Annotated in this window: 11 protein-coding genes; 5 read left to right on the forward strand and 6 right to left on the reverse strand. The window is 70.7% G+C overall.

Annotated elements, in window-relative coordinates; genetic code table 11:
- The first annotated feature begins 61 nt into the window (after positions 1-61).
- Entirely contained in the window at positions 62-2,539 is a 2,478-nt protein-coding gene (locus FPT20_RS09040) for a DNA gyrase/topoisomerase IV subunit A (protein WP_158864543.1), read from the forward strand.
- Between the two features lie 345 nt (positions 2,540-2,884).
- On the opposite strand, the gene FPT20_RS09045 is transcribed toward FPT20_RS09040, so the two are convergent.
- The gene (locus FPT20_RS09045; RefSeq protein ID WP_158864545.1) at positions 2,885-4,981 is read right to left on the reverse strand and encodes a DNA gyrase/topoisomerase IV subunit B; all 2,097 of its coding nucleotides are present in this window, start codon (positions 4,979-4,981) and stop codon (positions 2,885-2,887) included.
- Between the two features lie 164 nt (positions 4,982-5,145).
- On the opposite strand from FPT20_RS09045, the gene FPT20_RS09050 reads away from it, so the two are divergent.
- The 3 genes from FPT20_RS09050 to alr are packed head-to-tail and all read left to right on the forward strand — an operon-like array spanning position 5,146 to position 7,205.
- Positions 5,146-5,382, forward strand: a complete 237-nt coding sequence (locus tag FPT20_RS09050) for a DUF7455 domain-containing protein (protein WP_121261337.1) — start codon at positions 5,146-5,148, stop codon at positions 5,380-5,382.
- 36 nt (positions 5,383-5,418) lie between these two features.
- Positions 5,419-6,132: an alanine racemase C-terminal domain-containing protein gene (locus FPT20_RS09055; protein ID WP_233265456.1), complete on the forward strand. Its 714-nt coding sequence runs from the start codon at positions 5,419-5,421 to the stop codon at positions 6,130-6,132.
- Positions 6,129-7,205: an alanine racemase gene (gene alr / locus FPT20_RS09060; protein WP_158864547.1), complete on the forward strand. Its 1,077-nt coding sequence runs from the start codon at positions 6,129-6,131 to the stop codon at positions 7,203-7,205. The genes FPT20_RS09055 and alr overlap by 4 nt, the downstream gene beginning before the upstream one ends.
- Positions 7,206-7,209: 4 nt before the next feature.
- On the opposite strand, the gene FPT20_RS09065 is transcribed toward alr, so the two are convergent.
- The 5 genes from FPT20_RS09065 to FPT20_RS09085 form a co-directional block, all read right to left on the reverse strand.
- Complete coding sequence (locus FPT20_RS09065; RefSeq protein WP_158864549.1) at positions 7,210-7,926, reverse strand: type 1 glutamine amidotransferase; 717 nt, start codon at positions 7,924-7,926, stop codon at positions 7,210-7,212.
- The gene (locus FPT20_RS09070) at positions 7,923-9,197 is read right to left on the reverse strand and encodes a MurT ligase domain-containing protein (protein ID WP_158864551.1); all 1,275 of its coding nucleotides are present in this window, start codon (positions 9,195-9,197) and stop codon (positions 7,923-7,925) included. The genes FPT20_RS09065 and FPT20_RS09070 overlap by 4 nt, the downstream gene beginning before the upstream one ends.
- 4 nt (positions 9,198-9,201) lie before the next feature.
- Positions 9,202-10,557: an RNA polymerase sigma factor gene (locus FPT20_RS09075; protein WP_158864553.1), complete on the reverse strand. Its 1,356-nt coding sequence runs from the start codon at positions 10,555-10,557 to the stop codon at positions 9,202-9,204.
- A 236-nt stretch (positions 10,558-10,793) separates the two neighbouring features.
- On the reverse strand, positions 10,794-12,122 hold the full coding sequence (locus FPT20_RS09080; protein WP_158864555.1) for an MFS transporter: 1,329 nt from the start codon (positions 12,120-12,122) through the stop codon (positions 10,794-10,796).
- 71 nt (positions 12,123-12,193) lie between these two features.
- Positions 12,194-13,123: a proteasome assembly chaperone family protein gene (locus tag FPT20_RS09085; RefSeq protein ID WP_158864557.1), complete on the reverse strand. Its 930-nt coding sequence runs from the start codon at positions 13,121-13,123 to the stop codon at positions 12,194-12,196.
- Between the two features lie 103 nt (positions 13,124-13,226).
- On the opposite strand from FPT20_RS09085, the gene FPT20_RS09090 reads away from it, so the two are divergent.
- Positions 13,227-14,729 carry a leucyl aminopeptidase gene (locus tag FPT20_RS09090; protein WP_158864559.1) on the forward strand — a complete coding sequence of 501 codons (1,503 nt, stop codon included), beginning with the start codon at positions 13,227-13,229 and terminating at the stop codon, positions 14,727-14,729.
- Positions 14,730-14,837 lie beyond the last annotated feature (108 nt).

Genomic DNA, 14,837 nt, shown 5'->3' on the forward strand with positions numbered 1-14,837 from the left:
CTGTCACAGCCCCCTCTGTCGCAGCGGGGCCGGCCCTGCCGCCCCTCCCGAGAATGCACCCATGACACCACCAGACGACAAGGCCGCCGCAGGAACGACCGAGCGCATCGAGGACGTCGACGTCACGACCGAGATGCAGGGGTCCTTCCTCGAGTACGCCTACTCCGTCATCTACTCGCGCGCGCTCCCCGACGCCCGTGACGGACTGAAGCCGGTACAGCGCCGCATCCTCTACATGATGACCGAGATGGGCCTGCGCCCCGATCGCGGCCACGTGAAGTCGGCCCGCGTGACGGGCGAGGTCATGGGAAAGCTCCACCCCCACGGCGACAGTGCCATCTACGACGCGCTCGTCCGCATGGCGCAGGACTTCACCCTCCGCGTGCCCCTCGTCGACGGGCACGGCAACTTCGGCTCGCTCGACGACGGCCCGGCCGCCGCCCGCTACACGGAGGCACGCCTCGCGGCCGCAGCGCTCGCGCTCACCGAGGACCTCGACGAGGACGTCGTCGACTTCGTCCCGAACTACGACAACCAGCTGATGCAGCCGGACGTCCTCCCGGCCGCGTTCCCGAACCTCCTCGTCAACGGCGCGAGCGGCATCGCGGTGGGCATGGCGACCAACATGGCGCCCCACAACCTCATCGAGGTCGTCGGCGCTGCGCGGCACCTCCTCGAGAACCCCGAGGCGAGCCTGGACGACCTCATGGCCTACGTACCCGGGCCGGACCTCCCGAGCGGAGGGACCATCGTCGGCCTCGCGGGCGTCCGCGACGCCTACGCCACCGGCCGGGGCAGCTTCCGGATGCGCGCCAAGGTCTCCGTCGAGTCGATCACCGCGCGCAAGAGCGGCCTCGTGGTCACCGAGCTGCCGTACGGCGTCGGGCCCGAGCGCGTGATCGAGAAGATCAAGGACGGCGTCAACGGCAAGAAGCTCAGCGGCATCTCGGACGTCACCGACCTCTCCGACCGCCAGCACGGCCTGCGGCTCGTCATCGGCATCAAGACCGGCTTCAGCCCGGAGGCGGTGCTCGAGCAGCTCTACCGGCACACGCCGCTCGAAGAGGGGTTCGCGATCAACAACGTCGCGCTCGTCCAGGGCGGCCCGCAGACGCTCGGGCTGCGCGAGCTCCTGTCGGTCTACCTCGACCACCGCATCAGCGTCGTCACGCGGCGCTCGCAGTTCCGCCTCGCCCGCCGGAAGGAGCGCCTCCACCTGGTCGAGGGCCTCCTGATCGCCATCCTCGACATCGACGAGGTAATCCAGGTCATCCGGACCTCCGACGACACGGAGGCGGCGCGCACCCGCCTCATGCAGGTCTTCGACCTGAGCACGCTGCAGGCCGACTACATCCTCGAGCTGCGCCTGCGCCGCCTGACGCGGTTCTCGCGCATCGAGCTCGAGACGGAGCGCGACCAACTGCGCGCTGAGATCGCAGAACTGGAAGAGCTCCTCGGGAGCCGCAAGCGGATCGAACAGCTCGTCTCCGACGAGCTCGAGCAGGTCGCCCTGCGGTTCGGGACGCCCCGGCGAACCCTCCTGACCGAGGCGAAGCCCTCCATCGCCGGCACCTCGGCGCGCGCCAAGGCCGCGGCGGCGCAGCTGGAAGTGGCCGACGTCCCGACCCGGGTGTTCCTCTCGACGACCGGACGGATCCTGCGGGTCGACCTCCCGGCCGGGGCGGACGACGCCGCGCAGATCCCTGCGCCGGCGCGGCGGAGCAAGCACGACGCCGTCCTGTCGATCCTCGACACGACGAGCCGCGCCGAGATCGGCGCCGTCACGAGCAAGGGCCGCCTGATCCGGTTCTCGCCGGTCGACCTCCCGGCGGCACCGCCCAACTCCGTGCAGCTCGGGGCCGGTGTCCGCGTCGGCGACTACCTGGCGCTCGCCGACAAGAAGGAGCGGATCCTCGCCCTCGTCGCGCTCGACTCCGTGCGGACGATCGCCCTCGGCACCCGGCAGGGTGTCGTCAAGCGGGTCACGGCGGGCGACTGGGCGAACAAGCCCGAGTTCGAGATCATCTCGCTCAAGGCCGGCGACGAGGTCGTCGGGGCGACGACCGTGACCGACGACGACGAGCTCGTCTTCGTGGCCAGCGACTCGCAGCTCCTGCGGTTCGCCGCCTCCGCCGTGCGCCCGCAGGGTCGAGCCGCCGGCGGCATGGCCGGCATCAATCTCGCTGCGGGAGCGCGCGTGGTCTTCTTCGGGGCCGTCGCGCCGGGCGAGAAGGACGACGCCGTGGTGGTGACCATCGCGGTCAGCGACCAGACCCTCCCCGGGGCCGACCCCGGAAGCGGAAAGGTGAGCGACTTCGCCGAATTCCCGGCGAAGGGCCGCGCCACGGGCGGCGTCCGGTCGCAGCGCTTCCTCAAGGGCGAGGCCGAGCTGTCGCTCGCCTGGGCCGGCCCGGCACCGGCGCTGGCCGTGGGAGCGGACGGCGCCTCCCGCACCCTCCCCGAGGGGGGCAGCCGCCGCGACGGCTCGGGCACCCCGCTCGACATGGTGATCGGCTCCGTCGGACGCCGGATCGGCTGACCCCGTCCGCCGGATGCTGCGGCCGGCATCCGTCGCCTCCACCGGAGGAGAACTCGGCGCACCGGCACCCGGTCGTCCTCCCGAAGCCGCGGATACGGCTCATCGGGCGGGATTCTCCTCCCTGGGCCATGTCCGCTGCCGGCGCTCACCCGGCGCCCCTGCGCCGGTCTGCTGCGTGGGGAGCGGAGGACATCTCGCCCGACACGCGGGCGCGAAGCGCTTCGGGGAGGGAGTCCCGGCTCTCAGGGTGCAGAACCTCCTCCGTACGTGCGGGGCAGCGGGGTGGCCGTGCGGGGGTGCGGGAGTGGCGGAAGGGGCAAAGCCCCCACCGGGACGACCGGCGGCTCAGGCGTCGATGCGCGCCCGGCTGAGGTCGTCGGCTCCGGCGATGATGAACTCCTTGCGCGGCGCCACGTCGTTGCCCATCAGGAGCTCGAAAACGCGGTTGGCCGCCTCGGCGTCGGGCACCCGGACGCGCCGCAGGGTACGGTGCGCCCGGTCCATCGTGGTCGTCGCGAGCTGGTCCGCGTCCATCTCGCCGAGGCCCTTGTAGCGCTGGATCGGCTCCTGGTACTTCTTGCCGCGCTTCTTCAGGTCGGCGAGCACCGCCTGCAGCTCCGCCTCCGAGTACGTGTAGATCGTCTCGTTCGGCTTCGAGCCGGGGTTCTGCACGACGACGCGGTGGAGGGGCGGCACGGCGGCGAAGACCCGTCCCTCCTCGATCATCGGCCTCATGTACCGGAAGAAGAGCGTCAGCAGCAGGGTCCGGATGTGGGCGCCGTCGACGTCGGCGTCCGACATGATGATGACCTTGCCGTACCGCGCCGACGACAGGTCGAAGGTCCGGCCCGACCCCGCGCCGATCACCTGGATGATCGCGGCGCACTCGGCGTTGGAGAGCATGTCGGAGACGGACGCCTTCTGCACGTTCAGGATCTTCCCGCGGATCGGAAGCAGCGCCTGGTACTCGCTGTCGCGCGCCCGGCGCGCCGTGCCGAGGGCCGAGTCGCCCTCGACGATGAACAGCTCGCTGTTGGCTACGTCGCTCGAGCGGCAGTCGACGAGCTTGGCCGGGAGGGAGGAGGTCTCGAGCGCGTTCTTGCGGCGCTGCGTCTCCTTGTGGGCGCGCGCCGAGATCCGCGACTTCATCTCGGCGACCACCTTGTCGAGCACGAGCGCCGACTGCGCCTTGTCGTCGCGCTTCGGCGACCCGAAGCGCTCGGCCATCGACTTCTGCACGACCTGCGCGACGATGGCGCGCACCGCGGGCGTCCCGAGGATCTCCTTCGTCTGGCCCTCGAACTGCGGCTCCGGGAGGCGCACGGTCAGGACGGCGGTGAGGCCCGCCATCACGTCGTCCTTCTCGAGCTTGTCGGTTCCGACCTTGAGCCGTCGTGCGTTCTGCTCGACCTGCTGGCGCAGGAACTTCAGCATGCCCTGGTCGAAGCCGGCCTGGTGGCTGCCGCCCTTCGGGGTGGCGATGATGTTCACGAAGCTGCGCATGACGGTCTCATAACCGGTCCCCCAGCGCAGGGCGATGTCGACCTGGCACTGCCGCTCGAGCTCGGTGGGCAGCATCGCACCGCTCTCCGACAGGACGGGGACCGTCTCGGAGAACGTGCCCTCGCCGGTGAGCCTCCACGTCTCGGTGATGGGGCTGTCGGGGGCGAGGAAGTCGACGAACTCCGAGATGCCGCCCTCGTAGCGGAACGTCGTCGTGCCGGCGGGCTCGCCGCCCGCGACAGCGCGGCGGTCCTCGATGGTGATCGCGAGGCCGGGGACGAGGAACGCCGTCTGCCTAGCGCGCCCTATCAGGTCGTCGGTGGAGAACTCGGCGCCCTTGGTGAAGATCTGACGATCCGCCCAGTACCGGATGCGCGTGCCGGTCACGCCCTTGGCGACCTTCCCGACGACGCGGAGCTCGCTCCCGCTGACGAACGGCGTGAACGCCGCGTCGGGGCTGGGGCCGCCGGGGCCGTCGTCGAAGATGCCCGGCTCCCCCCGGTGGAACGACATCGCCCACGTCTTGCCGTCACGGTCGACCTCGACGTCGAGACGCTCGGACAGGGCGTTGACGACCGAGGCCCCGACGCCGTGGAGGCCGCCGGACGCGGCGTACGACCCGGAGCCGAACTTGCCGCCCGCGTGAAGCTTGGTGAAGACCACCTCGACGCCGCTCAGGCCGGTCTTGGGCTCGAGATCGACGGGGATGCCGCGGGCGCGGTCGCGCACCTCCACGCTGTCGTCCTCGTGCAGCACGACATCGATCGTCGTCCCGTGCCCGGCGAGCGCCTCATCGACCGAGTTGTCGATGATCTCCCAGAGGCAGTGCATGAGCCCGCGGGAGTCGGTAGAGCCGATGTACATGCCGGGACGCTTCCGGACGGCCTCGAGCCCCTCGAGCACCGAGAGGTGTCTTGCGGAATAGTCTGAGCTCGCCACGACTCAAGCGTAAGCGGCTCGGGCCGCACCCTCCGTCACGACACCCGACCGCCCCGCCCGGCTACGCGTTGAGCGAAATAGCAGCAAATGCGAGCCTGGTTGCCCGGATCCCGTGGTTCTATAGACGTACCGAGTTCACCGGTTGCGACTGAAAGGAGCATCACATGTCGACAGTAACCTCGGAGAACGGGGCCGTTGACGAGCTCGCATCGGGGCCGCAACTGACGGCCGCCGACCGCTGCGACAGCTGCGGCGCCCAGGCGTACATCCGCGTCGTGGTGAACAACGGCGAGCTCCTCTTCTGCGCGCACCACGGCAAGAAGCACCAGGAGAAGCTCTCCCAGATCGCCCACAGCTGGCACGACGAGACCGCTCGTCTCTTCGAAGAGCAGCGCGCGTAACGCGTCCGCGTCGCGAGAGGCGGGGCTGACCGGAGGATGACGACGAGCACAGGTGTGCGCAGGCACGCCCACATCGACCTGTCCGTCCTCCGCTCCGCCGCCTCCGCGTCGCTCCCCGACTGCGCCGCCGACCTCCGTGCCGACGCGTACGGGCACGGGCTCATCCCCGTCGCCCGTGCGCTGGCCGACGCGGGGGTCGGCGATTTCCTTGTCTCCCGCTTCGAGGACGCCGCGGCGATCGCCGACGAGGGCCTTCCTGCGGGGGTAGCCGTGGGACCCAGCCCGGACGCCACGCCGGTGCAGCGCCGGCTGATCGGTCCCGAACTCTTCGGCCTCGATCCCTCGCGTCCGTCTGCGCCCGTCATGCGACTGGAGGCGGAGGTGATCGCGGTGAAGCGCGTTCCCGCCCATCGCGGTGTCTCGTACGGGTACACCTACCGCACCTCGCGCCCCAGCACGCTCGTGCTCGTCGCGCTCGGCTATGCGGACGGGATCCTGCGCGTCGCGTCGAACCGAGCCCCCGTCAAGGTCGGCGAGACCATCGGCCGGATCACCGGCCGGATCGCGATGGACCAGTTCGTGGTCGACATCGGAGACGACTCGGCGCGCCCCGGCGACCCGGTCATCCTCTTCGGCGACCCCGCACGGGGCGAGCCCACCGTCCTCGACTGGGCCGACGCGCTCGGCGTCGCCGCCCCCGTAATCACCAGCCGCCTGGGCCGGCGCATCGAGAGGACGTACAGCGAGTGACCATCGTGGACGCCGTCGCCGAGCCGCTTCCCCGTGCGGTCGTCGATCTCGCCGCCATCCGGCACAACGTCGCGCACCTGGCGAAGCTCGTCGCTCCCGCGGAGACCATGTTCGCCGTGAAAGCCGATGCCTACGGTCACGGGCTCCTCCCGGTGGCCGAAGCCGGGCTCGCAGCCGGCGCGACCTCGCTCGCCGTCCTCGAGATCCCCGCGGGCCTGGTGCTGCGCGGCGCGGGCGTCACGGTGCCGATCCTGGCGTGGCTGCACGGCCAGGCCACCGATTGGCGCGCCGGAATCGAGGCCGACATCGAGCTCGGGATCTCAGCGGTGTGGCAGCTGGAGGCGATCGCCGCCTCCGGCGCGGACCGCCCGGCGGTCGTGCATCTCAAGGTCGACACCGGACTCAGCCGCAACGGGGCCACCCGGGAGGACTGGCCGGGCCTCGTGAGCAGAGCCCTGGAGCTCGAGCGCCAGGGCGTCATCCGGGTCCGCGCCGCCTGGTCGCATCTGGCAGACGCCTCCATCGCCGACGACGAGGCCGCGCTGGCCGAATTCCGCGACGCGGTGGCGGAGGCGGAGTCGCTCGGCGCGCGATTCGAGGCGCTTCACCTCGCCGCGAGTTCCGCCGGCATCCGGATGCCCGAGGCGAGATTCTCGTTCGTCCGGTTCGGGATCGCCGCCTACGGCTACTCCCCCTTCGACGACGTGTCCGGGGCCGAGCTGGGGCTCATCCCAGCCATGCGGCTCGAGGCCCCGGTCACCGACGTGCACGTCGGCGGGACGACGGCTGCCCGCATCGGCATCGGCTACGCGGACGGCGTCCCGACGCTGGGGCTGCCGAAGACGTGGGTGCTGCTGAACGGCCGGCGGGCCCGCGTCCTCGAGGTGGCCGCGGACCGCACGCTCGTCGACGTCGGCGAGCATCGCGTCGAGCTGGGCGATATCGCGATCCTGTTCGGTCCGGGGACCGACGGCGAGCCGACGGCCGAGCAGTATGCCGATTGGGCCGAGACGATCGCCGACGAGATGGTGACCGGTGTCGCCTCTCGGGTCCCCCGCGTCTACGTGAACTGAGGCGTCAGAGCGAGACGCCGAGGCGATCCGCGATCGCGCGTCGCGCATTGGTGGCGTAGCGGTCGACGCGCTCCGTCTGAGCCACCGGAGCGACCTCGCCACGCAGTGCCGTCGACAGGATGCGATCGGCCAGGACCGGGTTCATCGGGAGGATCGGCCCGTGCAGGTGCGTTCCGATCGATGATCCCACGCGTACGCCCTCGGTCGACCCGTCGTTGCCCGTGCCGCTGACGACGCGCCCGAGCGGGTCCGCACCGTCGAGCACGGTGCTGGCGGAGTGGTTCTCGAACCCGGCCAGCATCGTACCGTCGTCCATCCGCACCACCACCTCCCCGACATGCCGCTTCGATCCCAGCGCGGCGCGCGTGGGGAACACGCCGGCGCCCGCCAGCGTGTCGCCCTCGGGTGTCTCGATCTCGGCGCCGAGCAGCTGCCATCCCCCGGCGATCGCGAGGATCGGCACGCCCGCGTCGCGCCAGTCGCGCAGCCTCGGGGCGATCCGGAGGACGTCGGCGTGCACGGCGCGCTGCGACGACAGCGGTCCGGAGCCGATGTGGACGATGTCCACGCCGGCGGGCAGCTCGCCGCCCGGCGCGTACGGCACGACCTCCGCCTCGACGCCGCGCCAGCGGGCGCGCTCGGCGAGGGCCATGACGTTTCCCGCGTCGCCGTTGATCCCGAGCTCGCGCGGGTACAGGTGCAGGATGCGCAGCACGCTCATCGGTCGCCGCCCTCCAGGTCGAGGAACCCGAGGTGCTTCCGGATGAGCATCATCTGCTCGTAGTTGACGATCATCGTCTTCGTCCCGCTCGCGGGCTTGGGGAGGGCCAGGAAGGCCTGGAGAGCCGGCTTCAGCTCGGGCACCACCTGGTCGACCTCGATCCCGGCGTAGGCGAACCGGGTGGCGAACTGCCAGGCCTTCGTCCCCGAGACGACGTCGACGTGGGTGAGCTTCGACAGGTCGATGTCGTAGATCCACGACGGATCGGGCGTGCCCTCGTCGACGGCGACGAAGACCTGCTTGGGCGACTCGCTCAGGTAGTCGAGGTTGAGCTGGAGGCTGGGCGGATTCTTCATCATGATGATCTCGATGTCCTCATCGCCCACGCGCAGCGTCTCGCCGCGACCGTAGACGGTGCGCAGCGACCCCATGGCGGCCACCACGGCGGACGAGCGGAACCGGTCGCCCAGCAAGCGAGCGGCCATCGCCGTCGCACCCGCGGCGTCGACAGCGTAGTGCAGACCTCGAGCGGGCAGCCCGATGCGGACGCTCTCCTCCCCGATCGTGAGCTGGGCGCTCTGCACCTCGAGTTTGCTCACGACCACGGCCGGCGCGGGCAGCGAGCCCGCGGACGTCCCCGAGAGGTCCTTGACGTTGGCCAGGCCGTTCGGCGACGCCTCGATGATCGACGGCGCGACGGCGAAGGCGGTGACTTCTCGGCCCTGCGCGACGAGCTCGGCGCCGACTCGGGCCAGGCTGTCGTCGTCGGCGTTCACAACGACGAACTCACTGGAGCCCTCGGCGATCGACCGGAGCATCCCGATGACGCGGGTCGGCTCGAAGAACCGGTTGAGCTGGTCGATCTGAACGTTGAGCAGGAGGGAGGCGCGCGGCTTCAGAACGCGCGCGAGGTCCACCCCGTACGCCTCGTCGACCTCGATCACCCCGACGTCGCCGCGGACGAAGCCGTCGAGCGGGACATCGGCCAGGAGCGCCGACGCGATCCCCTGGGGGAGGTTGCCGCCGGACGGGTTGGTGAACACGTCCAGGCCGTGCTCGCGCAGGATCGCGGTGAGCATGTTCGTCGTGGTGGACTTGCCGTTGGACCCCGAGACGAACACGACACCGAGCGGCAGCCGGCTGACGGCGCGCTCGAGGAAGGCCGGGGCGATCGCGAGGGCCACCCTCCCGGGCACCGCCGAGCCGCCGCCGCGGAGCCGCAGCAGCCGGCGGGCGATACGGCCGGCGATGACCGCCAGTCGATACCGCACCGGGTTACTCGAGGTAGTCGCGGAGCGACTGCGAGCGGGACGGGTGGCGCAGCTTCGCCATCGTCTTCGACTCGATCTGGCGGATGCGCTCGCGGGTCACCCCGAACGTGTCGCCGATCTGGTCGAGCGTCTTCGGCATGCCGTCGCCGAGCCCGAAGCGCATCCGGATCACTCCGGCCTCGCGCTCCGAGAGCGAGTCGAGGAGGCTCTCCAGCTGCTTCTGCAGCATGGTGAAGCCCACGGCGTCGGCGGGGACGACCGCCTCGGTGTCCTCGATGAGGTCGCCGAACTCGCTGTCGCCGTCCTCGCCGAGCGGGGTGTGCAGCGAGATCGGCTCGCGGCCGTACTTCTGGACCTCGATGACCTTCTCCGGGGTCATGTCGAGTTCCTTCGACAGCTCCTCCGGGGTGGGCTCGCGGCCGAGGTCCTGCAGCATCTGCCGCTGGACACGGGCGAGCTTGTTGATGACCTCCACCATGTGCACGGGGATGCGGATGGTGCGGGCCTGGTCGGCCATGGCGCGGGTGATCGCCTGACGGATCCACCACGTCGCGTACGTCGAGAACTTGAAGCCCTTGGTGTAGTCGAACTTCTCCACCGCGCGGATCAGACCGAGGTTCCCCTCCTGGATCAGGTCGAGGAACTGCATGCCGCGGCCGGTGTAGCGCTTGGCGAGCGACACCACGAGCCGGAGGTTGGCGCCGAGGAGGTGGCTCTTGGCGCGCTGTCCGTCGCGCGCGACCCAGCGCAGCTCGCGCTCGAGCTCCTTGCTCAGGTTCGGCGTGTTCGCGAGCTTGTCCTCGGCGAAGAGGCCGGCCTCGATCCGCATGGCCAGCTCGACCTCCTCCGCCGCGTTCAGCAGCGGAACCTTGCCGATCTGCTTCAGGTAGTCCTTGACCGGGTCGGCCGTCGCACCGGTGATCGTGGTCGAGTAGACGGGGATGTCGTCGTCCTCATCGACCGCCCGCAGCACCAGCGCGTCCGTGGGGAGGGGCTCGGAGCCGGCGGCGACCGCCTCGACGGCGACCGGGGCCTTGCCGTCGGTTTCCGCGTCGTCGGAGTCCTCCGCGTCGGCGTCGTCGGCCTCGGCGTCCGCTTCGGTCTCGTCCTCGGCGACCGCGTCGTCGTCGACGACGACGTCCTCGTCGATCTCGACCTCGGCCTCGTCGTCGAGCACCTCGTCGTCCTCGGCGCCCTTCGCCTTCGTCGCGCCCTTGGCGGGCGCCTTCTTCGCGGCGGGGGCCTTCTTGGCCGCCGGCTTCTTCGCCGCCGGCCTCGTCGTCTTCGTCGTCGAGGTCTCCTCGACCTCGGCCGCCGCGACCTCCGCCTCGGGGGTCTTCGTTGCTGCACGGGTTGCCATGTGAACACCTTTCATACCAAGCGGCGGCCTTCAGATCCGGCGGCCCGGGCCTGGCTGAGGTTGCGTGCGGACATTACTAAGACCCATGTCAAGTCCTCGGGGGTTCGCCGGGCATCGTCGAATGCTCCGGCCCGAAGGACATGAACGGGTCCGGGTACCAATTATTGCACGTTCCGCGCGCACCCCCGACCAGTCGGCCGACCGCGGATCCGGCGGCGTGCCGCCCCCGGCGCCCGCTACTGCGCCCTGCGGCCGCCGCGCCTCCGCCACGTCTCCATGAGTGCAACCCAAGTCGGGGCCACCTCTATTCCCTCGTCCTCGCGCAGACGACGGCGGGTGCGCCTCCGCGCGTGGACGAGGAAGCCGACGCCGATGCCGATGATCACGTACTGGATCGCGAACGCCCAGCGGAAGTGGTCGAGGTCGTAGAGGGTCGCCGCGTCGCCTCCGCGGTTCTGGAGGTCGAGGGACACGCCGATGAGGAACATCATGACGAAGCTCGCGAGGAAGCCGCCGACGTTGACGATGCCGTTCGCCGATCCGAGGCTGTGGAGCGGGTTGAAGGTGCGGGCGAAGTCGAAGCCGATCAGCGACCCGGGGCCGCCGATCCCGATGGCGACGATGAGGACGATCACGAGCCACAGCGGCGGCGTGCCCGGCCAGAGGAGGACGACGGTCCAGACGACGCCCATCATGGCGACGATCCCGAGGACGAGGTTGCTCCGCCGCAGCGGGAATCGCGCCGTGAGGAGGCCCAGGATGGGACCCGCGATGAGACCGGCGACGACGAGCACGATGAGGAGGGACGCCGCCTCGGCCGGCTGGATGCCGAGCGCGAAGACGAGGAACGGGATGCCCCACATCAGGCTGAACACCGTCCCGGAGGACTGCGTGACGAAGTGCGACCAGAACCCGAGCTGGGTCCCGGGGCGCGCGAGGCTGATCCGCAGCTGCCGGATGGACTCGGCCCAGGTCGCGGGCCGCGGCCCCTCCGCCGAACCGGCCGGCCGGTCGGCGATCGACACGATGATGCCGACGAGCGCGAGCACCGAGAGGGAGGCGGCGGACAGGAACGCGGTCGTCCAGCCCGACTCGTGGAGGATGATCGCGAACGGCACGGCGGAGACCACCTGGCCGAGCTGGCCGATGTTGCCGATCCACTGGGACAGCTGGGGTACGAGCCTCCCCGTGAACCACGAGTTCGTGAGCCGCATGAGCGAGGTGAACACCGTCGCGTCGCCGGCTCCGACCAGGATGCGCCCGACGATCGCGACCGCGATCGTCGGCGAGAGCGCGACGGCGACCTGTCCGACGATCATGAGGGCCGTCCCGGCCACCATCAGGGCCCGCGAGCCGACCCGGTCGATCAGGACTCCGACCGGGATCTGCATCGCGGCGTAGACGATCAGCTGCACGACGGCCAGCGTCGAGAGCACGGAGGCCGACACGTGGAACCGGTCGGTGGCGGCGACGCCGGCCACACCGATCGTCGTCCGCTGCGTGACCGCGACGAGATAGGCGAAGACCCCGACCCCGAACACCACCCAGGATCGACGAGAATTCACTGATCGATCTTATGCCCCGGGCTCGGGATGCTCCCGACGGGCCGGCGTGGAGGTCGCGACGGCGGCGGCGCTCAGCGGTCGCCGCGCGGGTTCTCCTCGTCGCCGTGGCGCCGGAAGGCGAGGAAGTTCTCGAGCTCGGCGGCGATCTCGTCGGCCGAGGGGAGTTCGCCGTCGCTGTCGGTCAGCGGGGAGCGCAGCTGCGTGTCCTCCATGTAGGAGTCGTGCCGCTCCTCCAGCGTGCCGACCAGGCGGCCGAGTTCGGGGTTCCCCGCGACCTGCTCGTCGATGTTGGCGACGAACTCCCGGTCCTCCTGACGGAGACGGTCGGTCGGGAAGATGAGCCCCGTCGCGGCGCTGATGGAGTCGAGCGCTGCCACGGCGGCGGCCGGGTACTCGGTGTCGGCGAGATAGTGCGGCACGAGCAGGATGAACCCCGCCGTCGGATACGACAGCTGCTGGAGGCGGTACTCCAGGAGGTGCAGGGCGTTGGCCGGCACCTGCGTGTGCGGCTTCCAGATCGACATGCTCTCGATGAGGTCGCTGCGGTTGCCGCTCACCGTGACGCCGATGGGCCGGGTGTGGGGCACGGGCATGGGGATGGAGTGCACCCACGTCACCGTGCGGACCTTGAACCGCTCGATCAGGCCGAGCACCGCCTCCGTGAACGCCTCCCAGCGGAAGTCCGGCTCGAACCCGGAGAGGAAGAGGAACGGCTGGCGCAGCTCGTCGTAGGCGAGGTACAGCTTGAGCGTCTGCGGCTGGTAGTCGGTGAGGTGGTCCTGGTCGAAGTAGATGATGGGGCGCCGGGCGCGGTAGTCGAGCAGGATGTCGGCATCGAAGGTCGCGACCACCTCGTTGTCGAGGGTGCCGAGCAGATAGGTGCCGAGCTGGCTGACGCCGGAGCCGGCGTCCGCGAAGCCGGTCAGCCCCGCGACCAGGGGCAGTCCCTCGGGCACATGGAGTGCCGGTCCGAGCTCGAAAAGTTCCCCGGGGTCTCGCATACCTCAACTCTAAGACGGCGGCGCCGACGCGGGCTGACCTCGGCGCCCCGAACGGCACGCCCACAGCGAACACCCGGGGAGACCGAGCCGTTAGGGTCGGATCATGACCGTTCCCGCCCTCACGCTCTCCGCTTCTCTGCCCTCCTCGCCTGCTGCCGACGTGCTCGTGATCGCTGCGCGCGCCTCCCGCGGAGAGGCCGTGCCCGCCGCCTCGGCGGCGCTCTCCTCCGCGGCGCTCGAGGCCGTCGCCTCCGTGCTCGGGCAGATCGGTTTCGGGGGCGGGCGCGACGAGCTCGTCCGGCTGCCCGGAGGGGAGGCGCACCCACCGCTGGCCGTGATCGGCCTCTCCGAGGCGGTCGACGCCGACGCGTTCCGCTACGCCGCAGGAAGCGCGGTGCGCCAGCTGGCGGGCACCGGGAACGTCGCGATCGGACTGCCGGCCGGCAGCGAGGAGGAGCTCGGGGCCGTCCTCGAGGGTGCCGCGCTCGGCGCCTACGGCTACGCCGAGTACCGCGTGAAGAGCAAGGCCGGGGCGAAGACGCCCGTCGCCTCGATCACGGTGATCGGCACCTCCGCGGACGACGAGGCCCTCGTCGCCCGCGCTGTCGCGGTCGCCGAGGCGGCCTCGCTCGTCAAGGACCTCGTCAACATGCCGCCGCTCGACCTCTACCCGGCGACGTTCGCGGAGCGCGCCCGCACCGAAGCCGAGGCCGTCGGCGCGCGCGTCACTGTGTGGGACGAGGAGGAGCTGGCCGCCGACGGCTTCGGCGGCATCCTCGGCGTCGGCCAGGGGTCCACGCGGCCCCCGCGGCTGGTCAAGGTCGAATACGCGCCGACGGGCGCCTCCCGTCACCTGGCGCTCGTCGGGAAGGGCATCACCTTCGACTCCGGCGGCCTGTCGCTGAAGCCGGCGACCGGCATGGTGGGAATGAAGTACGACATGACGGGTGCGGCCACGGTCCTCGCCGTCGCGCTGGCGGCCGCGCGTCTCGCACTGCCCGTCCGCGTCACCGCGTGGCTCTGCCTGGCCGAGAACATGCCGTCCGGGTCCGCGATCCGCCCGAACGACGTGCTGCGGATCCGCGGCGGCCGCACGGTGGAGGTGCTCAACACCGATGCCGAAGGACGCCTCGTCATGGCCGACGGCCTCGTCGCGGCGAGCGAGGAGCGACCGGACGCGATCGTCGACGTCGCGACGCTGACCGGCGCCGCGATGGTGGCCCTCGGCACGCGCTACGCCGCCGTCATGGGGTCCGACGACCTCGTCGAGGACGTCATCGCGGCGGCGAAGGCCACGGGAGAGCTCCTCTGGCCCATGCCGCTGCCGGACGAGCTGCGCGCCACGATCGCCTCCGATGTGGCCGACATCGCCAATGCCAATCCGGGCAACACCGCTGGCGGCATGCTTCTCGCGGGCGTCTTCCTGCAGGAGTTCGTCGGGCGCACCGGGGAGGGCGACGACGCGCCCCGGATCCCGTGGGCGCACCTGGACATCGCCGGACCGGCCAAGGGACCGAACTCTCCCTACGGCTTCACGGGCAAGGGCCCGTCCGCGGTGAGCGTAAGGGCGCTCATCCGTTTGGCCGAGGACATTTCGCGGAAGTAGTAGGGTCGTATGGGCGAGAAATTCTCGTCCTGGGCGAGCAATCCTCGCCCGTCATCACCCTGCCGCGAGCCATCCCCTCGGGGCAGGAACGTGTCCTGAAGATGCGCG

Source organism: Leifsonia sp. AG29 (genome assembly GCF_009765225.1).
In the GTDB taxonomy this organism is placed as follows: Bacteria; Actinomycetota; Actinomycetes; order Actinomycetales; family Microbacteriaceae; genus Leifsonia.